The following is a 25695-nucleotide window of genomic DNA, read 5'->3' as shown; positions in this document are numbered from 1 at the left end:
AAAACGCGCCAGCGAGCTGCGGATTTACACCCGGTAACGAGTTTTTTATCCGCAACGCCAGCGCGCCGACCGGAGGCCGGTCAGAGCCCTTCCAGTTCCGCCATCAAGTCCGTCAGCCGATCAAACTTCTGCTCATCTACCTGCGGCTCACCAAGGCTTTGCAGATGCTCGGCCAACGCCTGAACGGTGTTGAATTCGAACATTGCCCGCAATGGCACGTTACGCTGCAACAGCTTCTGCGCACGAGTCACCACCTGCGTAGCCAGCAGCGAATGGCCGCCCAGCTCGAAGAAGTTATCGGTGATCCCGACGCGCTCGACCTTGAGCACATCGGCCCAGATGCTCGCCAGTTGCTGCTCCATTTCGGTCTGCGGCGCTTGATAATCCTGCTGCGACAGACTGACGTCCGGCGCAGGCAGGGCCTTGCGGTCGAGCTTGCCATTCGGCGTCAGTGGCATCGCCTCCAGAATCACCAGATGCGCCGGCACCATGTAGTCCGGCAGGCTGGCCTTGAGGTGGCTTTTCAGCGCGTCGCGCAACGCATCGTGATCCTGCGTTGCAGAGCGCGGCACCAGATACGCCGCGAGCACCTTGCCCAGCGGCCCGTCGATGTCCAGCACCACCGATTCGCGGAGGGCAGGATGCTCCAGCAGGCGGGTTTCGATTTCGCCCAGCTCGATGCGATAACCGCGAATCTTCACCTGATGGTCGACCCGGCCGACGTACTCCAGCACGCCGTCCTTACGCCGCTTTGCCAGGTCGCCGGTGCGGTACAGGCGTTCGCCGGGTGAGCCAAACGGGTTGGGTATGAAGACTGGCACGGTGCGCAATGGATCAGCCACATAACCGCGCCCGACACCCGCTCCGGCGACGCACAACTCTCCGACTGCGCCCAGCGGCACCAGGTCCAGCGCGTCATCGAGCAGGTACAGACGATTGTTGTCGGTCGGCGAGCCGATCGGCAGATACGTACTGCGCGTCGACTCCGCATCGACACGGAAGAACGCCACGTCATCAGAGCATTCAGCCGGGCCATAGGCATTCACCAGCCCGATCTGCGGGTAGCGTTGCAGCCACTGGCTGGCCAGCTCCGGCGGCATGGCTTCGCCGGTCGGCAGCATCCAGCGCAGGCTGTCCAGCGTGGCGGACTCTTCGGCGAGCAGGCCGGTAATCAGCGACGGCACGCTTTCCAGCACGCTGATGCGCTGCGCCTGCACATGCGCCAACAGCGCTTGTGGATCGCGGGCGATGTCGTTCGGCACGATAGCCACCTGGGCGCCAAACAGCGGCGCGGCGAGGAACTGCCAGACCGAAATGTCGAAGCTTTGCGAAGCGGTCTGGGCGATCACGTCTGTTTCGCTCAGGCTCAGGTACGGCACCTTGCTCAACTGGTTATTGAGCATGCCGCGCTGTTCGACCATCACGCCCTTCGGCAGCCCGGTGGAGCCTGATGTGAAAATCACATAAGCGAGGTTGTCCGGCGCGCTGTAGCGGCCGGGGTTGTGCTGCGCTGACTCGCTCTGCTGCACGTTTTCCCAGACCAGCAGAAGCGGCCGGCTCACCTCGGGCAGCGCGTCAAGCAACGCCCTGCCCTGCTCCAGACACTGCGCACTGCACACCAGCACCGGCGTGTGGCTCTGGCCGATGATGCCGCTCAGACGCGAATTCGGCAGCGCCGGGTCAAGTGGCAGGTAACCGGCACCGGCCTTGAAGCTGCCGATGATCATGCCGAGCAGTTCCGGCCCGCGTTCGGCCAGCAACGCCACCGGATGATCAAACCTGACACCGGCCTCGACCAGAGCATGCCCCAGTCGATTGCTGGTGATGTTCAGCTCGGCATAGCTGACCTGACGATCCAGACAGCTGACCGCAATGCGCTGGGGATGCGCCGCGACCTGCGCTTCAAACAGTTCAACGTAGCTCTTGTCCAGCGGGTAAGCGTGGTCGCTCTGGTTGCAGCCATCAAGCAGGAAGGTGCGCTCCTGCTCACTGACCAGTGCCAGATCGGCCATGTCGCCATGGAAACCTTCGATCAGCGCCAGCAGCAGGCGTTTGAATTCGCCAAGCATGTTCTGCACGGTGGATTCATCGAAATAACGCTGGTCGTAGGACAGGTGCAGGCCAAGGTCGTCGCCCGGATAGCAGACGGCCGTCAGCGGGTAGTTGGTGTGGGTACGACCGGAATCCGAGGTGGCGTTGAGGCTTTGCGCACGGTCCAGCACCGAGACCTCCACCGGCGCGTTTTCGAACACGAACAGGCTGTCGAACAGCGGCTGGCCCTTGGGCAGCTCGCTGTTTTCCTGAATGGTCACCAGCGGCAGGTATTCGTACTCGCGCAACTGCATGTTGCTGTCCAGCAATTGGCTCAGCCAATCGCGAACCGTACAGCGCTGCTCGTCACCGGGCATGCCGACCCGCAGCGCGATGGTGTTGATGAACAGCCCGACGGTGCGCTGCATCTGCGGCAGCTCAACCGGCCGCCCGGCCACAGTCACGCCGAACACCACGTCGCGATCACCGCTCATGCGCCGCAGAGTCAAGGCCCACGCCGCCTGAGCGAAGGTGTTGACCGTCAATTGATGCTGCTGGGCCAGTTCGCGCAGCTGTGCGCCGTCGCGTTCATCAAGGCGGGTGTAGCAGTCACCCACCACCATGCCGCCGCTGTCACCCGCATGTTCGCGCAGGAACGGACGGTCGCTGGTGATCGGCGTCGGCCGTTCGAAGCCACGCAGGTTGTGCTGCCACCAGTCACGCGCCTGCGCCAGACCGCGGCGTTGCAGCCAGCCGATGTAATCACGATAACGTGGCGCAGGTGCCAATTGTGCGTCACGACCTTCGCCCAGCGCAGTGTAGATATCGAAGAAGTCATTCATCAGCAACGAGCGGCACCAGGCATCGATCAGGATGTGGTGGTTGCTCATCATGAACCAGTAGCGCGCCTCGTCGACGCGAATCAGACGCAGGTGGAACGGCGGCTGCTTGAGCAGATCGAAACCGGTCTCGCGCTCGGACTTGAGCAGGGCCTGCAAGCGAGGCTCCTGCTGGTCTGACGGCACGTCACGCCAGTCCAGGTAATCAATCGGCTTGCTGCCCGGTTTGTGGATGACCTGCAGCATGCTTTCGCCGATGTCCCAGCAAAACGAGGCACGCAGTGCTTCGTGACGGGCGATGACCATCTGCCAGGCCTGAGCGAAACGCTGCGGGTCCAGCGCGCTGTTGATGCGGTAACGGTCCTGCATGTAATACAGGCCGGTGCCCGGCTCCAGCAGGGTGTGCAGCAGCATGCCCTCCTGCATCGGGGTCAGCGGGTAGACGTCCTCAATGTGGTTTGCCGGGACCGGCAGCGCGTCCAGTTGCGCCTGATCCAGATCGGCCAGCGGGAAGTCGGAAGGCGTCAGGCCGCCGCTGCCATCGCTCAGGCAATGGGCAATCAGCGCCTGCAACTGAGTCAGGTAATCCTGCGCCAGCGCTTCGATAGCGGCGGGTTGGTAGCGCTCGGCGCTGAAGGTCCAGCGCAGCAGCAGTTCGCCGCCGTACACCTGACTGTCGATACTCAGTTCGTTGGGCAACGGCGCATGCGGATCGTGAGCGGCACCCGCCGACTCTTCCAGTGGATGGAACAGTGCATCGCTGGCGAAGCTCTGGTCGAACTGGCCGAGGTAATTGAAGGTAATCGGTGCGACCGGCAGCGCCTGCATGGCGGCTTTGCTGGCACTGTCGGCCAGGTAGCGCAGCACGCCATAGCCCAGCCCCTTGTGCGGCACTTTGCGCAACTGTTCCTTGATGGCCTTGATCGAGTCCCCCAGTGCCGCGTCGGCAGCCAGCGCTGGAGTCAGGCGCAGCGGATAGGCGCTGGTGAACCAGCCCACCGTGCGGGTCAGGTCGATGTCGTCAAACAGGTTTTCGCGGCCGTGACCTTCTAGCTGGATCAAGGTCGAAGGCTGCCCACTCCAGCGGCAGACCACTTGCGCCAAGGCGGTCAGCAGCAGGTCGTTGACCTGAGTCCGGTAGGCACTGGGGGCCTGTTGCAGCAGTTGCCGGGTGCGTTCGGCATCCAGCCGCACGCTGACGGTCTGCGCGTGGCGATTCTGCTGGCCGCCCTGCGGGTTATGGCACGGCAACTGCGCCGCAGGACCGCCCAGCTGGCGTTTCCATACGCGCAGTTCTTCACGTAACGACTCGTTGCCCGCATAAGCCTGCAAGCGCGCGGCCCAGTCGCGGAAGGCGCTGGTCTTCGCTGCAAAGCGCACGGGCGCGGCTTCGCTTGATTGACGATAAGCCGTTTGCAGATCGTCGAGCAGCACACGCCACGAAACGCCGTCGACCACCAGATGGTGAATGACCATCAGCAACCGTTGCTGGCCCTGCGGCCCGTCGACCAGCAAGGCGCGCAGCAGCGGGCCGTTTTGCAGATCGAGGCTGCGCTGGGTGTCGGCGTACAGAGCCGCACATTCGTCCAGATCCGCGACCCGCGCCTGAATCAACAGGGTTTCTGCGGTGACCGCGCGGTGTTCGGCCTGCCACTTGCCGTCGTGTTCGGTGAAGCTCAGGCGCAGGGCGTCGTGCTGTTCCAGTACGGCGCGCAATGCCTGCTCCAGAACACGCGGATCGAGCACGCTGACCGGCTCCAGCACCAGCGACTGGTTCCAGTGCTGACGCTGCGGGATCGGCGTGGCGAAGAACCAGTGCTGAATCGGCGTCAGGGCGGACACACCTTCAAGCAGCCCCTGCTCGGCGTGAATCAGTTCGCGGGTGGTCGCGACGGCCGCGAGGGTTTGCACAGTCTGATGCTGGAACAGGTCACGCGGGCTGAAATGGATACCCGCCTGCCGTGCCCGGCTGACCACCTGAATCGACAGGATCGAATCGCCACCCAGCTCGAAGAAATTGTCATTAAGGCCGACTTTCTCCACGTTCAGCGCCGCACACCAGATCGCCGCCAGTTGCTGCTCCAGCTCGCTGGCAGGCGCGATGTAGTGCTGACGATTGAGCTCCGGGTCCGGCGCAGGCAAGGCGCGTCGGTCCAGTTTGCCATTAGCGGTCAGCGGCATGCTGGCAAGCAGAATCAAGTGCGTCGGCACCATGTAATCCGGCAGTTGCGCCTTGAGGTGCGCCTTCAGCGATTCACGCAGTTGTGCCTGTTGCTCATCGCCCTGCCCGGCCACATCGCTGACCAGATAGCCTGCCAGTTGCTTGCCCGACGGCGTGTCCAGCGCCAACACGATGGCTTCGCGGATCGCTTGGTGCTCCAGCAAACGGGTTTCGATTTCACCCAGTTCGATGCGGAAACCGCGAATTTTTACCTGATGGTCGATACGCCCCAGGTACTCCACCAGCCCATCGGCACGCAGGCGCACCAGATCGCCGGTGCGGTACAGACGCCCACCGTTAGTGGCGAACGGATCGGCCACGAAACGCTCGGCAGTCATGCCGGGGCGCTGATGATAGCCCTGCGCCAGACCAGCGCCACCGATGTACAACTCGCCACTGGCACCCTGCGGCACCAGCGCCAGATCAGCATCGAGAATATAGGCAACCCGCGCGCCGACCACACGGCCAATCGGCACACTGGCTTCGCCCTCCTCCAGCTGTTGCGGGGCCAGGCTGGCCAGCGGCATGACCACGGTTTCGGTCGGGCCGTAGGCATTGAACAACAGCTCGGGCTGGAACACCGCACGGATACGCTGCAAGTGTTCGCCAGTCAGCGCTTCGCCGCCGGTGATGCACATGCGCACCGGCAAGGTCTGGCCCTGAGTCGCCAGCCACTGCGCCAACTGGCTGCCGTAGCTGGGCGTGAAACCGAGAATATTGACCTGCTGCTCGCGAATCAGCGTGCAGATTTCTTCGGCGTCCCACTGGCCCTGGGCGCGCAATACCACACGTGCACCGCTGAGCAACGGCACCAGCAGACGTTCGGTGGCGGCGTCGAAATTGATCGAATAAAAGTGCAGCTCGCAGTCGTCAGGGCGCATGTCGAAACGACGGATCACCGACTGACAGTGCATGGCGATTTCGCCATGAGACACCACTACACCTTTGGGCTTGCCGGTCGAACCGGAGGTATAGATGAGGTACGCCTGATGCTGCGGCAGGCTGATAAACGGCAGTTCATCGGACGAGAAAGACGCCAGCGACGGCTGATCGTCTTCCAGGCACCAACGGGCAACACCGGCAGGCAACTCGCCTAACGCTGCGAACAGCGCTCGGTCGCTCAGCAGCAGGCCGACGCCGCTGTCTTCGATCATGTAATGCAGGCGTTCCAGCGGGTATTCCGGGTCCAGCGGCACGTAGGCGCCACCGGCCTTGAGGATCGCCAGCAGGCCGACCACCATGTCCAGCGAGCGCGGCAAGGCCAGGCCGACACGCACCTGCGGGCCGACACCGCGCTCGCGCAGCATCCATGCTAGTTGGTTGGTGCGGGCGTCCAGCTCGGCGTAGCTCAGGGTTTCGCCGGCAAAGGTCAGCGCCGGTGCATTTGCCCGCAACCGGGCCCGCTCGGCGAACAGGCTGTGAAGGCACTGATCGAGACGTTGCCCGCCGGCTTCGACGCCGAGGCTGTCGAGCAACTGCTGACGCTCGGCATCCTGCAACAACGGCAGTTCGCTCAGGCGTTGCTGCGGATCGACGAGCAGCGCTTGCAGCAGGTTCAGCCAGTGCCCGGCCATCTGCGCGATACGCGGTTCGTCGAACAGATCAGTGCTGTAAGTCAGGCAGCAACCCAGACGATGATCCAGCTCGGTGACCTCCAGGTTGAGGTCGAACTTGGTGGCACGCGCATCGTTGACCAGGTAGTCGACGGTCATGCCCGCCAGCTCGCGGCTTTGCTGGAACTCCCAACGCTGCACGTTGCACATCACCTGGAACAGCGGGTTGTAGGCGGCGCTGCGTGGCGGTTGCAGAGCTTCGACCAGGTGATCGAACGGCAAGTCCTGATGCGACTGGCCTTCGATGACCGTGTGGCGCACCTGTTCGAACAGCTGTGCGACGCTCATCTGCCCATCGAGCTGAACGCGCAGCACCTGGGTATTGAGGAACGCGCCGATCAGCCCTTCGCTTTCCGGGCGAATGCGGTTGGCCACCGGTGCGCCGATGCGCAGGTCATTCTGGCCGCTGTAACGGTAGAGCAAGACTGCCAGCGTGGCGGTCATGGTCATGAACAGGGTCAGGCCATTACGCGCATTGAAGGCGCGTACTTTGGCGGCCAGCTCGGGACTCAGATCGAAGCGGTACAGCTCGCCTTGATGGCTTTGCACGGGCGGACGCGGGCGGTCGCCGGGCAGTTCCAGCAGCGGGTGTTCGTTGCCCAGTTGTGCGGTCCAGTAATCCAGTTGGCGCTGACGCTCGCCCGCCTCCATCCACTGACGCTGCCAGACGCTGTAATCGAGGTATTGCACCGCCAGCGGCTCCAGCGGAGACGGTTTACCTTCAAGAAACGCTTCGTAGAGCAGGCCCAGTTCGCGGGCGAAAATATCCATCGCCCAGCCTTCGGTGACGATGTGGTGCAGGGTCAGGACGAAGTAATGCTCCAGCTCGGCGGCCCTGACCAGACAGGCGCGCAGCAAGGGCCCGGCTTCCAGGTCGAAAGGTTGATGCGCCTCGCTGTCAGCCAGCGCCTGAAGGCGCTGCTGACGGACGTCAACAGGCAGCGCTGAATAGTCCTGCCATTGCACACTCAGGCCGGTCTGTTCAGAGACTTTCTGACAGGCCACGCCGTTGACGCTCGGAAAGGTGGTGCGCAAGGTTTCGTGACGCATGATCAAGGCTTGTAGCGCGGCCTCGAAACACTGGATATCAAACACACCGTTCAGGCGCGCCATGCCGCCGACGTTGTAGGCCGGGCTGTCCGGCTCCATCTGCCAGAGGAACCACATGCGCTGCTGCGAATAGGACAACGGTACCGGCTGGCTGCGGTCGACACGGGCAATCGGTTGCAGGCTGCTGCGTGCGCCCGACTGTTGAATGGTTTGCACCTGTTCGACAAACGCGCCCAACTCGCTGGCTTCGAATAGAGCGCGCAGCGGCAGGTCGATGTCGCAGGCCTGACGCACGCGGGAAATGATCTGTGTGGCCAGCAACGAATGCCCGCCCAGTTCGAAAAAGTCATCGCGCAGGCCGACACGCGGCACGCCCAGCACCTGACGCCAGATAGTGGCGATCTGTTTTTGCAGATTCGTGTGCGGCTCGACGTGCTCGCGGGTCTGCCACTGCGGCTCGGGCAAGGCGCGGCGATCCAGCTTGCCGCTCGGGTTCAGCGGCATGCTGTCGAGGCGCACCAGTTGCGCCGGGACCATGTAATCCGGTAGCTCCAGGGCCAGTGCCGATCTGAGGCGCTCGGCCTGAACGTCCTGCCCGGCTTCGGCGGTGTAGTAGCCGATCAGTTGCGGGCCAGCAGCGGTTTCGCGAACCAGCACGGCGGCATGGCCTACGCCCTGTTGAGCCAGCAATCGGGCTTCGATTTCCTGCGGTTCGACACGAAAGCCGCGCAGTTTGACCTGCTGATCCAGGCGGCCGAGGTATTCCAGCGCGCCATCGGAGGTCCAGCGTACCAAATCCCCGGTGCGATACAGGCGCTCACCCGCTTGCCCCAGCGGATCGGCGATGAAGCGCTCGGCAGTCAGGCCCGGACGGTTCAGGTAGCCACGCGCCAGACCGATGCCGCCGATGCACAGCTCGCCGGCAACCCCGCGTGGCAGCGGATTGAATTCGCTGTCCAGCACCCGGCACAGCACGTTGCCCAGCGGACGCCCGATTGGCGAACGCAGACCATCGGCAAGCCGGCACTGCCAGTGGGTGACGTTGATCGCGGTTTCGGTCGGGCCATAGCGGTTGTGCAGTTGCACGTTCGGCAGTTGCTCCAGCACCCGATTACGCAGCTCGCTCGGCAGCGCTTCGCCACCGGAGAACAGGCGACGCAGGCTGCTGCAGTGCTGCGTCAGTGGCTCGTCGATGAACAGTTGCAGCAGTGGCGGCACGAAATGCAGCGTGGTCACGCCGTATTCGTTGACCAGTTGGGCAATGCGGTGCGGGTCGCGGTGTTCACCGGGGCCGGCCAGCAGCAGACGACTGCCGGTGATCAGCGGCCAGAAACATTCCCACACCGACACATCGAAACTGATCGGGGCCTTTTGCATCAGCACATCGCTTTCGTCCAGCGCATAGGTGGCCTGCATCCATTGCAGGCGCTCGACCAGCGCCGCGTGGGTGTTGCCGACGCCTTTGGGCTGACCGGTCGAGCCCGAGGTGTAAATTACGTAGGCCAGATGGTCGCCGTGCAGGTGCAGGCCCGGCGCGCTGATCGGCCAGTTGTCCAGGTGCAGCGTGTCCATGGCCAGCGTGCAGACGCCCTCGGCGCTCGGCAGATCGCCGAGCAAATGGCTCTGGGTCAGCAGCAACTCGACACCGCTGTCTTGCAGCATGTAGGCCAGCCGATCAGTCGGGTAATCCGGGTCCAGCGGCACGTAGGCGCCACCGGCCTTGAGGATCGCCAGCAGCCCGATCAACAGTTGCGGCGAACGCTCGGCGGCAATCGCCACCTTGATATCCGGGCCGACACCCTTGTCACGCAGGTAATGCGCCAGGCGGTTGGCCTGCGCGTGCAGGTCGGCGAAATCGAGGCTGCCGCCCTCCCACACCAGCGCAATGCGTTCCGGGGTCTGTAGCACCTGACGTTCCAGTAATTCTGGCAACCACACCTGCGCAGGCGCGCAGGGTGCCGCGCTCCACTGCGCTTGTTCGGCCAGCTCTTCAGCGTTGAGCAACTGCACGTCGCCCAGCGCGACCTGCGCCTGCTGGCTGACCTGGGTCAGCAACTGCACATAGTGCTTGGCCAGACGCACGATGGTATCGCGCTCGAACAACTCGTCGGCGTAGTCGAAGGACAGGTTCAGGCGACCGTTACGGTCTTCTTCGCTGTGCAATTGCAGGTCGAACTTGGCCTCGCGGCTGTGCCACGGGAGTTCTTCGGCGAGCAGACCCGGCAAACGACGCAAGGCGCCGAGGTCGCGCTGCTGATGGTTGAACATGACTTGAAACAAGCCGTGCTCACGGGCGTGCGGGAAGGCTTCGACCAGTTGTTCGAACGGCACGTCCTGATGCGCCTGGGCGTCCAGTGCGGCCTGGCGGGTCTGGGCCAGCAGCGTCGAAAACGGCAGGCGCGGGTCCAGTTGCGCACGCAGCACCAGGGTGTTGATGAAGAAGCCGATGAGGCCTTGGGTTTCATGGCGCGGACGGTTGGCACCGGGCACGCCGATGCGAATGTCGGTCTGCCCGCTGTAGCGATGCAACAGGGTCTGGAAACCGGCCAGCAACAGCATGAACGGCGTCGATTGCCAGGCTTGCGCAGTGTTCCGCACGGCGGCACTCAGCTCGGCGCTCAGGCGCACGCTGTAGCGCGAGGCGCTGTGTTGACGGCGTAGCGAACGCGGGTGGTCTGTGTTCAGCATCAGCGTCGGCTGTTCATCGCCCAACTGTTGTTTCCAGTAGTCGAGCTGGCGCTCGGCCTCGCCCCGCGCCAGCCATTCGCGCTGCCACTGGCCGTAGTCAGCGTAACGCAGTGGCAAAGGCGCCAGTTCCAGGCTCTGGCCCTGAACGGCCGATGCATAGAGGCGCGAGAACTCATCGATCAGCACATTCAGCGACCAGCCATCAGCAATGATGTGGTGCAGCGTAACCAGCAACTGATGCTCTTCCTCATCCAGTTGCAGCAGCGTGACGCGCAGCAAGGGGCCGTTTTGCAGATCGAACGGCAGGCGCGCCTGCTCTTCGCGAATCGCCAGCGCACGCGCTTGGCGTTCATCGCCTGACAGGTCGCTGATGTCGATGCGGTGCAACTGAAACTCGCCGGGCGCATCGATGCGTTGCAGGGCCACGCCGTCCTGCTCGTAGAAACGCGTGCGCAGCGATTCATGGCGCTCGATCAGGCGCTGGAAGCTGCTGCGCAATGCCTCGACATGCAGCTCGCCACGCAGGTGCAGCCCGCCGGGAATGTTGTAGGCGCTGCTGGCCGGGTCCAGTTGCCAGAGGAACCACAAGCGGTTCTGCGCCAGCGATTGCGGCAGATGCTCGTTGCCCGGAAGACGGACGATAGCGTTCTGCGTCGGGTTGTCGCCCTGCTCTGCGGTGATCTGCAGCGCTTCGATCCGGGCAGCAAAGGCTGACAAAGTAGGCGCTTCAAACAGCAGGCGCAGGTTCAGGTCGATGCCCAGCGTCTCGCGCAACCTCGCCACGACCTGAGTCGCAACAATCGAGTTGCCGCCCAGCAGAAAGAAATGGTCGTCGGCGCTGACCTGCTCGCACTGCAACTGCTCGCACCAGACGCTGGCGATCTGCGCTTGCAGGTCCGAACCAGCGCTTCGTGCACTGTTTTGAAGAGCGGTATCAGCCGCAGGAAATACCGCGTAGCTGTCGAGGCTGCCGTCGGCCAGTCGGGTGCGGCAGGCCGAACGCTGCAATTTGCCGCTGGAGGTCTTCGGCAATGCGCCCGGATTAAGCAGTACCACAACGCTCGGCGCTTCCTGAAAAGCCTCGGCCACAGTCTGCCGGATGACCTTGATCAGTGCTTCGGGCGGAAAAACTTTCTGCACGCTGCGACTGATTTCGGCGGCAATGCCAATGCCTTCGCTGCCATCCTGATTGACGGCGAACGCGGCAACCCGACCTTTGCGCACCACGTCGATTTCGCGCTCGATCACCTTTTCGATGTCCTGCGGGTACAGGTTGTGGCCGCGCACGATGAGCATGTCTTTCAAGCGTCCGGTGATGTACAGCTCGCCGTGGCGCTGAAAACCCAGATCGCCAGTGCGCAGCCAGATCTGGCCGTCATGCTGGACGAAGGTGTTAGCGGTGGCTTGCGGGTTGCGCCAGTAACCATGGGCGATGCTCGGCCCGCTGGCCCAGACTTCGCCAATACTGTTTTCGTCCAGAGCCTGCAGCGTGACGGGATCGGCGATCAATACCCCATGCCCCGGCTGGCCGCTGCCGCAGCTCATGACCGGCTGCCCGTCACCCAGCTCGGCCACGTTGCGCGACAGCGCCTGCGCATTCAGGCGCAGCGAAGGAATACCCTTGCCGCGCTTGCCTCCGGCCACATACAGCGTCGCTTCGGCCAGCCCGTAAGACGCCATGAAGCTGTCCGGCGTAAAGCCGCAGCTGGCGAATTTCTCGGCAAACGCATTCAGGCTGTCTTCGCGGATTGGCTCGGAGCCGGAATACGCCACGCGCCAACGGCTCAAGTCCAGCCGCTCCAGCGCCGAATCACTGACCCGTGCGCTGCATAATTGGTAGGCGAAGTCTGGCCCGCCGCTGATGGTGCCGCCGTATTCGCTGATCGCTTCCAGCCAGCGCAACGGCCGAGTGAGGAAGTAGGCAGGCGCCATGAGGATGCACGGCACCCCGCTGAAAATCGGCTGCAACAAGCCGCCGATCAAGCCCATGTCGTGGTACAGCGGTAGCCAGCTGACGATCACGTCGTCCGGGTTGACGTCGATGCCGAAGCCGTGGCGGATCAACAGCTCATTGGCGACCAGATTGCCATGACTGACCTGCACGCCCTTGGGCAAAGCAGTCGAACCTGAGGTGTACTGCAGGAAAGCGATATCGTCGGCTTGCAGATGCGGCCCTTGCCAGCCTTGCGCCGACGCGCTGTCCAGCGTATCGACACAAAGCAGTGGCGGCGCATCGGCAGCAGCCAGCTCATCCATCTGCAGCAAGGCAGGCTGCACATCGGAGCCGGTCAGCACCAGCCGTGGCTCGGCATCGGCAATGATCGACAGCAGCCGTTCCTGATGATGACGGCGATTGGATTCCGGCGGGTAGGCCGGCACCGCAATGACCCCGGCATACAGGCAGCCGAAAAATGCGGCGACATAATCCGGCCCGCTGTGGAACAGCAGAATCGCCCGATCCCCCGGCACGGTCTGACCTTGCAGCGCGGCGGCGATGGTCCGTGCGCGCAGGTCCAGATCACGGTAGGTCAACACCAGACCCTGGCTTTCCTCGTCGCTGAGGAAACGCAGGGCCAGACGATCAGGCGTTTGCGAAGCGCGACGCTGAAGGGCCTGGGCCAGGGTGTCGGGGAGTTCAAACGCATCCATGATGGGGTTCCTGCTAGATTCGGCGTGCCAGATAGGATCTGAATTTCAAGAAAGAAGCGCACGCTGTAGAGCGGGTGCGCTTGAGGCAAAAACGGTCAACCGGCGGCCCGGTTCAACTGCCGCGACACGCTGTTGCGCCAGCGGGCCAGATGCTGCTCGGAGTAGCGCCGCAAGTGGCGAAGCAATTGCGCTTGTTCGTCGACCAGGTAGAAGTGGTGACCTTCGAACATGTCCAGCGAGAAGCCGGTGCAGGTTTCCTGCTGCCAGTCGAGCAGCTCCTCGACGCTGACGCGGTCCTGCTTGCCGCCAAAGACATGGATCGGCACGCTCAGTGGTTCGCGCTCGCCATACACGAAGCTGCCACAGAGCAAAAAGTCGGCGCGCAGGATCGGTAGCATCAACTGCATGAGCTCTTCGTTGCCGATGACGTTTTCACTGGTGCCGTTGAGTGAGCGCAACCGGGCGATCAGTTGCTCATCGGTCTTGGCGACCGCGTATTCGCTGACATCGCGGCGCGCCGGGCCAGCGGTAGCCGAGGCAAACAGCGCCAACGGCGGGGGCAGACCCCGATCTCGTAACGCATGCGCCAGTTCGAAGGCCAGCAACCCACCCAGACTGTGACCGAACAGCGCATAAGGCTTGTCCAGCTCGGCACTGATTTCGTCAACCAGTTGACTGGCCAGTTGCACGATGTCGGTTTGCAACGCCTCATCCATGCGCATGCCACGACCAGGAAGCTCCAGCGGTCGCACGTTCAGCCACTCGGGCACTTTACGGCGCCAAGGGCTGTAGAACATCGCGCTCGCGCCAGAAAACGGCAGGCAGAACAGCGTCAGGCTCACGGGCGCGCTCATAAAAAAACCGTCCAGCTGTGAGCGCAGATGTAAAAGCGCCGAGGCGCATGATCGAAACGCATAGGGTTCTCCTGAGGTTTTCCCTGGCCGCAACCGTGGTCGGGCCTGTCACCCATGAGAACGGATGGCGTCTGCAAATAATTAGGGAGAGGTACCCGTTGCGAGCACGAGACCCGCGAGCCTACCCTTTTAAAGTGCGCTGATTTGCTTTCGCATTTGACAATAATTATCATTAAGGTTAATTTGTTGCCCCATGTGACAGCGCTGCTCCTTCATGCAGCCCTCCCCCCATAGACTTTGTAGCAAGGTGAATTCCATGACGGAACACGTATTCACAGGCAAGTGCGATTCACCCTTACTCCAGGCATTTGTCGACAACTACCTGCTGCTGGTCAAGATCGCCGCCCGCATCGTTGGCTGCCGTTCGCGCGCTGAAGACGTTGTGCAGGATGCGTTCTTCAGATTGCGTTCCGCGCCGCAGGCCACGCTGACCTTCAAGGCTCAGCTCAGCTATCTGTTTCAGATCGTACGCAACCTGGCTATTGATCATTACCGCAAGCAGGCGCTGGAGCAGAAATACACCGGCCCCGAGGCCGAGGGGCTGAATGTGGTGATTCAGGGTGCATCACCGGAGATCTCGCACATCAACTTCACCAGCCTGGAGAAGATTGCCGATGCCCTGAGCGAGCTGCCGCCGCGTACGCGCTATGCGTTCGAAATGTATCGCCTGCACGGCGTACCGCAGAAGGACATCGCCAAGGAACTGGGTGTGTCACCGACGCTGGTCAACTTCATGATCCGCGATGCGCTGATTCATTGCCGCAAAGTCAACGGTGCCAGCGCCGAAGCCTGACCCCAGGCAGTTCAGGCAGACGAAAAAAATCCGGAGCCATGGCTCCGGATTTTTTGTTTCAGCCTTTTAGACGATGGATCAGCGGCTGACCTGATACTCAGGCTGCACTTCCGGCATCGCCGAAGAGTGGTGGTTGAGAATCTTCCACTCGTTACCGACGCGGTGGTAGAGGAACGAATAACGCGCCTGCACTTTAGTCTTCTTGCCGTCCGCTGCTGTCAGGGTGAAGGTGTAAACACCATTGTCCGCTGCGGCATCAGGCCCCAGGCGACGAATCTCCCGGTAGTTGATCTCGCCGACCGGCTTGAGCGCCAGGAAGTGATCGAAGTAGTCCTTGATCTCTGCAGGAGTGGCACGCACCTTGTTGGAGACAGTAGGCTGCAGGACCGCGTCCGACGCATACAACGATGAGACGGTAGTGGAGTTTCCGGTTTGCAGGGCCTTGTTCCAGCGATCAAACAGACCGGCGATTTCCTTGTCGTTCACGTTGTTCGGCGTCTCGGCCACCATGCGGTAGGTGTAGCCGGACGGCTCGGCAGCAGCTTGAACCATCGGTGCACTCACAGCCAGCATCAGGGCCAGGGCGGTCAATTTCGTTTTCATCGCTACTCTCCTACGGGGATCTGTTCAGGGATTCAGTGAGTGCCACTTTGCCCGCCGCGCCTCTCCCCGCCATCGGCCAACCGGGGTTATCTGTGTATGCCAATCGGCAGATGGGCTTCGCCTCCTGATACAGTTCTAATAACGCCACTTATGTTGGGCCCGCGCGGCCATCACCCCTTGCTGGAGTCTCCATGCAAAGCCCACCACACGATCCGGCAAGCGCGCTGGCCATTCGTAACCAGTATCGCCAGTCGCAAAGTCGTGCAGCACGTCTTCGGTTGCTGGTCGACACTGGCCAGGAACTTACCCAGTTGCCACCCACAGCCATGCGCCAGCGCGTGTTGCAGCGCGCTTGCGCGTTCGTGGCCATGGATCACGGTTTGCTGCTGGAATGGGGAGCCGACAACGGGGTGCAGAAAACCGCCAGCCATGGCAGTGCCGAATGCCTGAGTACCCTTGAAACAGCTGCCGACCCTCTGGCCATTGGCCCGCAATGGCTTGAACGGCCCGGCACCGACATGCCTTGCGTGCTGCTGCTGCCACTGCGCGGGGCTGACGATGGCTCGTTCGGTACCCTGCTGCTGGCCAACAGCGTCGCCATCAGCGCGCCCGACAACGAAGACATCGAATCCCTGCAGCTGCTCGCCACCCTGCTCGCCGCGCATCTGGAGAACAACCGCCTGCTCGAAGCGCTGGTTGCCCGCGAGAGAACCATGTCGCAACTGGTTCGCCAACTGTTCACCGCACAAGAGGACGAGCGTAAACGCGTGGCCTACGACCTGCATGACGGCCTGGCCCAGACCCTCGCCGGCCTGCACCAGCGCTTGCAGGGTTTCGCCGGTCGCTGCCCGGAGCTGCCAGCGCAACTGGACGCCGACCTGCAAGCCATCCTCAAACTGGCGCAGCATTGCGTCGGTGAAGGACGACAGTTGATCAGTGGCCTGCGACCGGCCGTGCTAGATGATTTCGGCCTTTGGCAGGCCGTCGACAAGGAAGCTGATCGCCTGCGTGAAGCGGGAATCGCCGTGCAATGGACGTCGCGCTCGTTGACACGCCTGCCCAGTCATCTGGAAATCGCTCTGTTTCGCATTGCTCAGGAAGGCATTAACAATGTGCTCAAACACGCCAGCGCCAGCAGCGTAGAATTGGCGCTGGAACTGAGTGACGGCAACATTTCACTAAGGCTGCAAGACAACGGCCGTGGTTTCGTCGCCGAGAAACCACTCAACGGCGCTGGCGTCCAGAAGCTGGGCCTGATTGCCATGCAGGAACGCGCCAGCCTTCTGGGCGGCCGCCTGACTTGCATCAGCCGTCCCGGACGCGGCACCCGGCTGCGCACCCTCGTCCCTTTTACCGCAGACAAGGCAATAACATGACTCAGACCGTGCGACTGGTTCTGGCAGACGATCATGAGGTGACCCGCACCGGATTCGTCTCACTGCTGGCGGGCCATCCAGAATTCGAAGTCGTCGGCCAGGCGGCAGACGGCCAGCAAGCCATTGACCTGTGCCAGGAGCTGCAACCGGACATTGCGATCCTCGACATCCGCATGCCGGTGCTCAACGGGCTGGGCGCTGCGCGGATTCTTCAACAACGCATGCCCGGCCTGAAAGTGGTGATTTTCACCATGGACGACAGCACCGATCACCTGGAGGCCGCGATCAGCGCGGGGGCGGTGGGTTATCTGCTCAAGGACGCGAGCCGCGATGAAGTGATTGCCGGCCTGCAACGCGTGGCACGCGGCGAAGAAGCCCTCAACAGTGCGGTCAGTGCCCGCCTGCTGCGACGCATGACCGAGCGCAACACGAGTGGCGCAAGCACACCGGAAGCCCTGACCCCTCGCGAACGCCAAGTGCTAGGGCTGGTTGCGGGCGGCTTCAGTAATCGGGAAATCGGCGAAAAGCTCGGTATCACGACCGGCACCGCCAAGGCACACGTTGAAAAAGTCATCGGCAAGCTGGGCGCTTCGGACCGCACCCAGGCCGCTGTGCGCGGCATAGCGTTAGGCCTGGTGAGCCAGTCGACGAGCGACTGGCGATGACAGCCACCGGCAGCAGTCACTGGGAAGACCTGCCGTTGCGCGGCAAGGCATTGGTGGCGATTTCCCTGCCGCTGGCGATGCTGATGTTTTCCCTGATACTGATCTATATCGCTGAACGCCAGACCGCGCAGGCAGAAGAAGACGTGCGCCGGGTGTTGCTGGTGCAGGGCGATATTCAGACGCTGCATACCCAGATCGCCGAAGGTGCAGCCAGCGTACGCGGCTACCTGCTGACCCGTCGTGAAGACTTTCTGCCCGGCTACATCAACGCCCAGCCCAGAATCGAGGCGGCGCTGGTACGCCTCGATGCCAACATACGTGATCAGCAGATGCGCGATCACCTGAAAGCCATCGAGCCGCTTATCCGCACCAAGGTCGACGGCCTGGAAAAACTCCGCTCGCTGAGCTTGAAGGGCCAGGAGACCGTTTCCAGCATCCTGATCGAGAACAAATACGTGCTCGACCAGTTACGCGAGCGGATCAGCGTCATGCGCGAGCGCGAAGACGCGTTGCTGGCTGAGCGTACCGAAGCGGCAGCGGCCAATCGGGAACACCTGCTGCGCTCAACCCTGCTGGCCGCCGCCTGCGGAATATTCGGCGCCATTCTCGCCGTCCTGATGCTGTCCAAAGGTATCGTGGCCAGGGTTCATCAGGTGCAGCGCAATGCCCAGCGCCTGGCCCTCGGACAACCTTTGCTGTCGCAGCCTCCTGAAAAAGACGAGATCGGCCAGCTTGGTACTCGACTGGTTGAAGCCGGTCAGTTACTGGCCGAACGCGAACGAGCGCTGCGCGACAACGAAGAGCGTTTGCGCCTGATCATTGAAGGTGTGAAGGATTACGGCATTTTTGCGCTGGACCGCACCGGCAATGTCATCACCTGGAACGCAGGTGCCGAGCGCATCAAGGGTTACACCGAACAGGAAATCATTGGTCAGCACTTCTCGGTTTTTTATCTGCCCGAGGAGTGTCCGCAACACCCGGAAATGGCGCTGAACGAAGCCACGGTCAACGGACGATACACCGAAGAGGGCTGGCGACGGCGCAAGAACGGTAGCCGTTTCTGGGCCAGCGTGGTGATCACGGCGCAATACGACAGCAATGATGAACTGCGCGGTTTCTCAAAGATCACCCGAGACATCAGTGATCGTCGCGTTGCTGAAATCGCTTTGGGCACCGCGCGTGAAGAAGCCGAACGCGCCAGCCGGGCGAAAAGTGAGTTTCTGTCGCGCATGAGCCATGAACTGCGCACACCGCTGAACTCCATTCTGGGCTTCGCCCAATTGCTGGAGATGGACTCGCCTGCCAGTCAGCGCCCACAAGTCGGGCATATTATGCGCGCCGGTCAACACTTGCTGAAACTGATCAACGAAGTGCTCGACATCGCCAGAATCGAAGCCGGACACCTTTCCCTCAGCCTGGAACCGGTGCAGCTGTCGAACGTCCTTCAGGAAACGTTAGTGCTGGTTTCGCCGATGGCCGCCGATGCCACTATCGAATTACAGGCGTTGCCGCCACTCTCCGACGAACTGGGCGTAGTCGCAGACCGTCAGCGTCTGATTCAGGTGTTACTGAATCTGTTGTCCAACGCCATCAAGTACAACCGACCCAACGGTCAGGTGCGCATCGAAGTCGAGCAATCGGCGGAGCGGGTCGCTGTGAGCGTGGTGGATAGCGGCTACGGAATTGCGCCAGAACTTCTCAATCAGTTGTTCAAGCCGTTCGAACGACTCAACGCCGATCCTAGCGTGGAAGGCACCGGGCTTGGGCTGGCGCTGAGCAAAAGCATGCTGGAAATGATGCACGGCGACCTGTCGGTGCACAGCGTGCGGGGCGAAGGCTGCCGGTTCACGCTGGAATTGCCCGTTGTGCAGGTGCAGAAAGCCGCCCTGCCGACGCAGCGCCAACCCGACCTGCTGCCTGCACCGCGCCCTCCTGCACGACCGGCATGGCATGGCAAGCTGCTCTGCATCGAAGACAACCTGTCGAGCATGGCGCTGATCGAAACCCTGTTGCAGCGCAGGCCGGGCATCCAGTTGCTGTCGAGCATGCAGGGGCAGTTGGGAATGGATCTGGCCCGTCAACATGCACCGCAGCTGATTTTGCTGGACCTAAACCTGCCGGATATCAAAGGCCTGGAAGTGTTGCAACGCCTGAGACGCTTGCCGGCGACCGCTAACACACCGGTGCTGATGATCACCGCCGATGCCAGTGACAGCACCCAACGCGAGCTGAAAAACGCCGGTGCTACAGCCGTTCTGACCAAGCCCATCCAGGTGCCGGTGTTCCTCGCCCTCCTCGACCACTACTTACCGGAGCCCCTATGACCGGAGACTTCCGCATTCTGATCATTGATGACCAGCGGCCTAATCTCGATCTGATGGAACAACTGCTCGCCCGGGAGGGGCTGACCAATGTGCTGAGCAGCACCGAGCCGTTGCGCACGCTGGACCTGTTCAACAGCTTCGAGCCGGACCTGGTGGTGCTGGATCTGCACATGCCCGAGTTTGACGGCTTTGCGGTGCTGGAACAGCTCAACCGCCGCATTCCGGCCAATGATTATTTGCCCATCATGGTCCTGACTGCCGATGCGACCCGCGACACACGCCTGCGCGCGCTGGCACTGGGCGCACGGGACTTCATCAGCAAGCCGCTGGATGCACTGGAGACCATGCTGCGCATCTGGAACCTGCTGGAAACCCGCGCACTGTACAAATCCCTGCGCAAGCTGGTGCCACCGGAAAACATCGAGTTGCTGCGCCAGACACGCGTGCCTGCGCAGCAGTGAGGGGCATACCTTATTTAATGAGCGTCACGGGCACTGACACTTCATGGATCACTCGCGTGGCCACCGAGCCCAACAGCAGGCCACCGAAGTTGCCCAGCCCGCGAGTGCCCATCACCACGGCATCGCAACCAAGCCGCTGCACCTCGGCCTCGACCTGCTCGGCCACGTTGCCCAAGTCGACATGCGCCTGAAACGGCACACCAGCAGCAGTCAGCAACGCCACCGCATCATCCAGCACCCGCTTGCCTTCATTGGTCAGGCCGGCCTTGACGCCCTCAATCATGTCCGGTGCCAGATAAAGGCTGTAATCGATCGGGCTGGCCTGCACGTTCAGCACGTGCACCTCAAGCGGCTTGGTGAGATCGCCAGACAGCTCAATGACATAGCCCAAGGCACGCATCGCGTGCTCCGAGCCGTCGAAAGGAACCAGGACTTTGTGCATGGGCATTTCCTTATTGGGTTATGCCCACAACATAGCCCGAGCACAGCAACGCCGCTACTGGAAAAAGCGGCTCTTCTGATCCAGATCAGCAGCCGTTGCGTGCAATCAATGACCTTGCAGAAACGCCGCCGCCTGATCCAGCAACAGCATCGGATTTTCCGCCTTGTGGATATCAACCGACAGCAACTGACGGAAGCGCCGCGCGCCAGGGAAACCCAGACCGAGACCGAGCATATGACGGGTGACGTGGTGCATGTTGCCGCCGCTGGCGATATGCGCCGCAATGTACGGCCGCATCAACTCCAGCGCGTCGTAACGGCTGATGACCGGTGCCGTGCTGCCGAACAACTGCTGATCCACATGCGCCAACAGATACGGGTTGTGATAAGCCTCGCGGCCCAGCATCACCCCATCGAACGTCTGCAAATGCTCACTGCACTGCTCCAGCGTCTTGATGCCGCCGTTGAGGACGATTTCCAGATCAGGAAAGTCTGTCTTCAACTGCGCAACCAGGTCATAACGCAGCGGCGGAATATCGCGATTCTCTTTAGGCGACAGCCCCTCCAGAATCGCGATGCGCGCATGCACAGTAAAACTCTGGCAACCGGCCTCCTGCACCTTGCCGACGAAATCACACAACTCGGCATAGCTGTCACGGCCATTGATGCCGATCCGATGCTTGACCGTGACCGGAATACCAACCGCATCGCGCATCGCCTTCACGCAATCCGCGACCAACTCCGGATGCGCCATCAGGCACGCACCGATCATGTTGTTCTGCACCCGATCACTCGGACAGCCGACATTCAGATTGACCTCGTCATAGCCCGCCTCTTCAGCCAGCCGCGCACACGCAGCCAAGTCCGTCGCCGTACTGCCGCCCAACTGCAACGCAAGCGGATGCTCGGTCTCGTCATGACGCAAAAACCGCTCCCGGTCGCCGTGCAGCAAGGCACCGGTGGTGACCATCTCGGTGTACAGCAATGCGTGCTTCGAGAGCAGACGCATGAAGTAGCGGCAATGGTGGTCAGTCCAGTCCATCATCGGTGCGACGGAGAAGCGTCGGGATAGCATTGCGGCTGGTTGGCCAATGGTTACAGGGGTTTCAAGGCTTTCAGGTGTCATGTGTAGTGATCTTGAGTGCAGCTGTTTTTAGCCCGGTTTGTTCGTTTGCTGGAAATGTAGCCATTCGATGCGGGCATGGTGACAGCACGTAAACGCAGAGGCGAAACCACCGGTTTCACGGTGCATATACGGGTTGTTTGGGATGGCGGGCAGTTTAACAGGAAAGGCAGGCTTTCGAACGTATGCGGGTTGCCCAAGCCTGGATCAAGAAACATGAAGCAGAGCTAAACGCCCCGGGTGTGATCGAGCGTATAGACCGGAAACACCGCAAAGCCATCAGCATCAAGCAGATAATCGACCGATGCCTTGATGAGTACGAGAAGGCTCGCCCACTGGGCAAGACGGCACGCTTCAATTGCATTCCTAAACGCGCCGACCATCTTTGGCTAGATGGGTTTTGTGGAGCGCTTACAGATTTTCACGCGGTTGCGGGATTTATTGAGGAAGACGAAAAGCACCGAATCGAATACTGCAACTTTGATATCCAACTCGACCAGCGCGGCCAGGCCATCGATTGATTTTCGGAAGTCGACGGGCTTGGGGTAGAGATAGACTTTTTCGACCTTGACGTCGGGTCACATCATGGCGAATGGGCTCCAGAAAGAAATCGGGAGCACAGCATCCGGTATCAATTGAGTGCGTTGAATGTGGGGTTCATGGAGCGCTTACGTTCATCCAGGTCTTGAGCCCCACGAGGGCGACGGATTCGTGATCATAACCGCCGCCAGTGATCAGGGGATGGTCGACATCCATGACAGGCGACTTTTAGTGCTCGGCCCGCAAATGGGCTGACTATGCAACTGACCCTGCGCGTGCAGCCGAGATTGCGCGGGAATGTTGCACGCCAGTTGACGAGTTCGAGTGGTACAAGGTTGGCAAGGCTGTGGGCAACGTGCGGAATCAAGGGCAGGGTCTGATTCGTCCGACAGCGACGCGGCCTAAATGAAACGGAGTATTTGCAGCTATCACTCCAGACGCCGGTTTAAAGCATGCTGGCAATCGACGGGCTCCATAAGTTAGGCTAAGCCCTCAATTTTCAAGCAGGAAGCTGATATGTCTTTCGACGCATTTATGCAGGTGGACGGCGTAGAAGGCGAGTCTCTGGACGACGCCCATAAGGGCTGGGTAGAGCTGTTGTCTTACCATTACGACGCTGTTCAGTCGATCAGTACAACCGCCAGTTCTAGCGGCGGCGCAAGTGCTGGGGGCGTGACCCTAGGCGACTTTAGAGTGAGTAAATATATAGACAGAGCAACGCCAAAATTATTTGAGTTATGCTGCCGTGGATCGCATATTAATAAAGTGACTATCCGTGTACACCGAGCAGGGACTGAGAAATTTAAATATTTGGATATAGTCCTAGAACAAGTTTTGATATCTAGCGTTAGCGGAAATGGTGCCGAACACGCAGGTCTTCCTATAGAACAGATCACCCTTAATTATGGGCGAATAAAATTCGAATATTCACAGCAGCGTCGGGCCGACGGAGGGAACGCAGGGATCGTTTCAGGCGGATGGGACAGGACTGCGAATAAGCCATTCGCATAAAATTCAAACTTATGAATTTTGGCAAGCCCGCCTAGCTATGAAGCGGGCATACCGATCACCAATAAACAGTTAGTACAACCGCAAACAATACAGAGGTTATTACAGCTTCCCTCCTAGAACAGGCCAGATAAATTACGCACTGGATAAAAATCGAAATCGCTACAGCAATACCTCTAACGACCCCCCTGTTATTTGAACTATCTTCAATGTGAGGAGTAATTGCACTTGGCTCCATCCAATCATATTGCGACCCTTGCAGAAGCATATATGTTAGCAGACAGGAGAAAAGAACCATATATAAAAAAACTCTTACCACTATTCCTTTCGCCGTCATATGCCTCACCTTACCAGCCTATTGAAAAGGCTCCACCGCTTGACAATAAAATCCCCGTAGCTTGTATTCTCTTTGATTTCATCAATAGACAAACTCGTCCCCCGATTATAGCGAGCGCCGATAATGCGTACCTCATCCATACCAACAGACTTAAAATTATCATGATCGGCCAGCATCCTAAGATGCATTGCAGCCAGATCAATATTATAGATATCTTGCTCTAGGCATTTAGACAGATTCCTAAACTGGCTAATATTCATAGTTTCAGGATCGAGCCCCAATGTAACCGCTGCTGTTCTTAGCTGGACACTGACCCAACCAAAACTGGTTTTAGCGGGTGGCGAAGTGATTGTAGTTGGCAAGTTTCCCAAATGATCGAAAGCTCGGACCTCGAATGCAGCTCGATCAACAAAATTGGGATCGCCCCCAGCTTCTATCCAACACACACCGGCGAGAAGCTCTATGGGCAGTGAGTATTTTACGGCTGACGCCTTGATGAACTGCTTGTTATGAGTCACCCAAGCATCTTTGAAGCGCTGAATATAACCGGGACCGCCGCCAAAGCTCTCTGGCACCAGCTTCCAAACGAACAGATCGAATGCCCCCCATGTGGGGCTTTCATTAGACTCAGCCGTGCAAAAATCATTCATACCGACTCATCCTTGACCTAGCTAGCATTGGCCTACTCTATCACTAACCTGTGTCGCCAACGGAATCACAGAGGTCACATTCGAGTCAATACGTCAGAACAAACCACCTAATGCATCAGGCTCCCAATTCATGATGATCAACTCACCGCTGACTTCGGACTTCCCTTGACGCTGATTAGCACTCGTGTACGAGTACGATATCTAGCATCTCAAAATAGAGCCCATCGAACACACGCGGGATGTCAGGATGGTCGTTGACGCTAACCATTACCTTCCCCTTACGCCGTCGCATGAACTCGGCCATCAATTCATAATTCTCAAACGGAAAATCCACATCATACCCAGCCGTCTGCCAGCAATGCGGATCCATGTAGTGGACTGTGTGAGACCGGTCATAGCTCTCGGCACATTCGAACCACGGCAGGTTCTACACGTACGTACCTGACAAACGCTGCCCAGCCGCAGATAGGTTTTCCTCGATCCACAGCAGGTTGATGCCCGGGACAAATGTCTGCCCACTCACCTTGCCCTTAAAGACATGGTTCTGCAGATAGAAGAACCGGGCGGCGCGCTGGATGTCGGTGAGGGTTTCGGGACGCGCCATCTTCTGCCACTCAAATACCTGGCGCGAACTGAGTGCCCATTTGTATTGGCGGACGAATTCTTCAAGGTGGTTTTGGACGACGCGATACAGCGTCACCAGATCGCCGTTGATGTCATTCAAGACCTCAACGGGAGCTGACTGGGGACGCATGAAGTAGAGGGCCGCACCGCCTGCGAACACTTCAACATAGCATTCGTGGGGTGGGAACAGCGGGATGAGACGGTCGGCGAGGCGGCGGTTGCCGCCCATCCAAGGAATGATAGGTGTGGACATAGAAAGCAAGACCTTTACTGTATATATAGACAGTTTCCAGGCTCGCTCCGCTTTGTGCACGAAGCGAGAGCCTTGGCTGGACTTGCAGGGGTAATCTGCGGGGACAGTGACCAGCCGTGATGTTGACGCATCTCGACTGGTCGCTCTTTTTCTATCTACTGCAGTGACTCTTTCCGCTCAGGGCTGAACGGCCCATAGCTAGATGAGGCCAAAACCTTAAAGGCACGCTCTTAAAGCATTTGCCGATCTGCCAGGCCATTAGTGCCGCCATTGATGCGCTGGTGATTGTCAGGAAGTCACCTTTGTCCACTAGGGCATTAAGCTCAGTCCTGTACCAGAACCACTCTTCTGGCATCACGGCGTATTGCGGCATCTCTAGCAGCTCGGGGTGCGCAAGAACGTCGAGACCCAACGCCTCCCGCAAACGTAGTAGTTCGCCCGCACAGTAATCTGGATGCCCCCCTTGTATATTCGGCGCGATCTTGCTGCCAG

Annotated in this window: 13 protein-coding genes and 3 pseudogenes; 7 read left to right on the top strand and 9 right to left on the bottom strand. The window is 60.4% G+C overall.

Annotated features, from left to right (window positions below; translation table 11 throughout):
- Positions 1-80: 80 nt before the first annotated feature.
- Positions 81-13091 (bottom strand): non-ribosomal peptide synthetase, encoded by a 13011-nt coding sequence (locus N018_RS08895; RefSeq protein WP_025389363.1) that lies wholly within the window; start codon positions 13089-13091, stop codon positions 81-83.
- A 95-nt stretch (positions 13092-13186) separates the two neighbouring features.
- Complete coding sequence (locus N018_RS08890; protein ID WP_025389362.1) at positions 13187-13945, bottom strand: thioesterase II family protein; 759 nt, start codon at positions 13943-13945, stop codon at positions 13187-13189.
- Between the two features lie 316 nt (positions 13946-14261).
- On the opposite strand from N018_RS08890, the gene N018_RS08885 reads away from it, so the two are divergent.
- Positions 14262-14798 carry an RNA polymerase factor sigma-70 gene (locus N018_RS08885; RefSeq protein WP_024646107.1) on the top strand — a complete coding sequence of 179 codons (537 nt, stop codon included), beginning with the start codon at positions 14262-14264 and terminating at the stop codon, positions 14796-14798.
- A 78-nt stretch (positions 14799-14876) separates the two neighbouring features.
- Here N018_RS08885 and N018_RS08880 read toward each other — a convergent pair whose 3' ends face one another.
- Positions 14877-15401 carry an SgcJ/EcaC family oxidoreductase gene (locus tag N018_RS08880; protein WP_024646106.1) on the bottom strand — a complete coding sequence of 175 codons (525 nt, stop codon included), beginning with the start codon at positions 15399-15401 and terminating at the stop codon, positions 14877-14879.
- Positions 15402-15592: 191 nt separating this feature from the next.
- On the opposite strand from N018_RS08880, the gene N018_RS08875 reads away from it, so the two are divergent.
- Genes N018_RS08875 through N018_RS08860 form a run of 4 tightly spaced genes read left to right on the top strand, consistent with a single transcriptional unit; the run spans position 15593 to position 20227 of the window.
- Positions 15593-16777, top strand: coding sequence for a sensor histidine kinase (locus N018_RS08875; RefSeq protein WP_025389361.1), 1185 nt, complete (start codon positions 15593-15595; stop codon positions 16775-16777).
- Complete coding sequence (locus N018_RS08870; protein ID WP_024646104.1) at positions 16774-17442, top strand: response regulator; 669 nt, start codon at positions 16774-16776, stop codon at positions 17440-17442. Before N018_RS08875 ends, N018_RS08870 begins: the two co-directional genes overlap by 4 nt.
- On the top strand, positions 17439-19766 hold the full coding sequence (locus tag N018_RS08865) for an ATP-binding protein (RefSeq protein WP_025389360.1): 2328 nt from the start codon (positions 17439-17441) through the stop codon (positions 19764-19766). Before N018_RS08870 ends, N018_RS08865 begins: the two co-directional genes overlap by 4 nt.
- Positions 19763-20227: a response regulator gene (locus N018_RS08860; RefSeq protein WP_024646102.1), complete on the top strand. Its 465-nt coding sequence runs from the start codon at positions 19763-19765 to the stop codon at positions 20225-20227. Before N018_RS08865 ends, N018_RS08860 begins: the two co-directional genes overlap by 4 nt.
- A 10-nt stretch (positions 20228-20237) precedes the next feature.
- Here the strand turns inward: N018_RS08860 and N018_RS08855 are convergent, their stop codons facing one another.
- From N018_RS08855 to N018_RS27985, 3 genes are all read right to left on the bottom strand, one after another.
- Complete coding sequence (locus tag N018_RS08855) at positions 20238-20669, bottom strand: universal stress protein (protein ID WP_024646101.1); 432 nt, start codon at positions 20667-20669, stop codon at positions 20238-20240.
- Positions 20670-20774: 105 nt separating this feature from the next.
- Positions 20775-21794, bottom strand: a complete 1020-nt coding sequence (dusA, locus tag N018_RS08850; RefSeq protein ID WP_025389359.1) for a tRNA dihydrouridine(20/20a) synthase DusA — start codon at positions 21792-21794, stop codon at positions 20775-20777.
- Between the two features lie 386 nt (positions 21795-22180).
- On the bottom strand, positions 22181-22291 hold the full coding sequence (locus N018_RS27985; RefSeq protein ID WP_229631454.1) for a hypothetical protein: 111 nt from the start codon (positions 22289-22291) through the stop codon (positions 22181-22183).
- Positions 22292-22457: 166 nt separating this feature from the next.
- Here N018_RS27985 and N018_RS27980 point away from each other — a divergent pair.
- Both N018_RS27980 and N018_RS08835 read left to right on the top strand, forming a co-directional pair.
- Positions 22458-22740: pseudogene (locus N018_RS27980) on the top strand (SOS response-associated peptidase family protein); the annotation flags it as partial.
- A 107-nt stretch (positions 22741-22847) separates the two neighbouring features.
- A complete protein-coding gene (locus N018_RS08835) occupies positions 22848-23342 on the top strand; it encodes an Hcp family type VI secretion system effector (protein ID WP_025389357.1) in 495 nt (164 codons plus the stop codon).
- A 339-nt stretch (positions 23343-23681) separates the two neighbouring features.
- On the opposite strand, the gene N018_RS08830 is transcribed toward N018_RS08835, so the two are convergent.
- From N018_RS08830 to N018_RS27975, 3 genes and pseudogenes are all read right to left on the bottom strand, one after another.
- Positions 23682-24326: a hypothetical protein gene (locus tag N018_RS08830; RefSeq protein ID WP_025389356.1), complete on the bottom strand. Its 645-nt coding sequence runs from the start codon at positions 24324-24326 to the stop codon at positions 23682-23684.
- 93 nt (positions 24327-24419) lie between these two features.
- Positions 24420-25203: pseudogene (locus N018_RS08825) on the bottom strand (DNA adenine methylase).
- A gap of 230 nt (positions 25204-25433) precedes the next feature.
- Positions 25434-25668: pseudogene (locus N018_RS27975) on the bottom strand (glycoside hydrolase family 19 protein); the annotation flags it as partial.
- Between the last annotated feature and the right edge of the window lie 27 nt (positions 25669-25695).

This window comes from Pseudomonas syringae CC1557, from assembly GCF_000452705.1.
In the GTDB taxonomy this organism is placed as follows: Bacteria; Pseudomonadota; Gammaproteobacteria; order Pseudomonadales; family Pseudomonadaceae; genus Aquipseudomonas; species Aquipseudomonas syringae_F.
The sequence above is the reverse complement of the archived record's forward strand: the minus strand, read 5'-3'. Positions and strand labels throughout refer to the sequence as shown.

What these genes read in the sequence shown, in the direction of transcription:
- N018_RS08895 (WP_025389363.1), bottom strand. Translation starts at nt 13,091, where the DNA reads ATGGATGCGTTTGAACTCCCCGACACCCTGGCCCAGGCCCTTCAGCGT.
- N018_RS08890 (WP_025389362.1), bottom strand. Translation starts at nt 13,945, where the DNA reads ATGAGCGCGCCCGTGAGCCTGACGCTGTTCTGCCTGCCGTTTTCTGGC.
- N018_RS08885 (WP_024646107.1), top strand. Translation starts at nt 14,262, where the DNA reads ATGACGGAACACGTATTCACAGGCAAGTGCGATTCACCCTTACTCCAG.
- N018_RS08880 (WP_024646106.1), bottom strand. Translation starts at nt 15,401, where the DNA reads ATGAAAACGAAATTGACCGCCCTGGCCCTGATGCTGGCTGTGAGTGCA.
- N018_RS08875 (WP_025389361.1), top strand. Translation starts at nt 15,593, where the DNA reads ATGCAAAGCCCACCACACGATCCGGCAAGCGCGCTGGCCATTCGTAAC.
- N018_RS08870 (WP_024646104.1), top strand. Translation starts at nt 16,774, where the DNA reads ATGACTCAGACCGTGCGACTGGTTCTGGCAGACGATCATGAGGTGACC.
- N018_RS08865 (WP_025389360.1), top strand. Translation starts at nt 17,439, where the DNA reads ATGACAGCCACCGGCAGCAGTCACTGGGAAGACCTGCCGTTGCGCGGC.
- N018_RS08860 (WP_024646102.1), top strand. Translation starts at nt 19,763, where the DNA reads ATGACCGGAGACTTCCGCATTCTGATCATTGATGACCAGCGGCCTAAT.
- N018_RS08855 (WP_024646101.1), bottom strand. Translation starts at nt 20,669, where the DNA reads ATGCACAAAGTCCTGGTTCCTTTCGACGGCTCGGAGCACGCGATGCGT.
- dusA (WP_025389359.1), bottom strand. Translation starts at nt 21,794, where the DNA reads ATGACACCTGAAAGCCTTGAAACCCCTGTAACCATTGGCCAACCAGCC.
- N018_RS08835 (WP_025389357.1), top strand. Translation starts at nt 22,848, where the DNA reads ATGTCTTTCGACGCATTTATGCAGGTGGACGGCGTAGAAGGCGAGTCT.
- N018_RS08830 (WP_025389356.1), bottom strand. Translation starts at nt 24,326, where the DNA reads ATGAATGATTTTTGCACGGCTGAGTCTAATGAAAGCCCCACATGGGGG.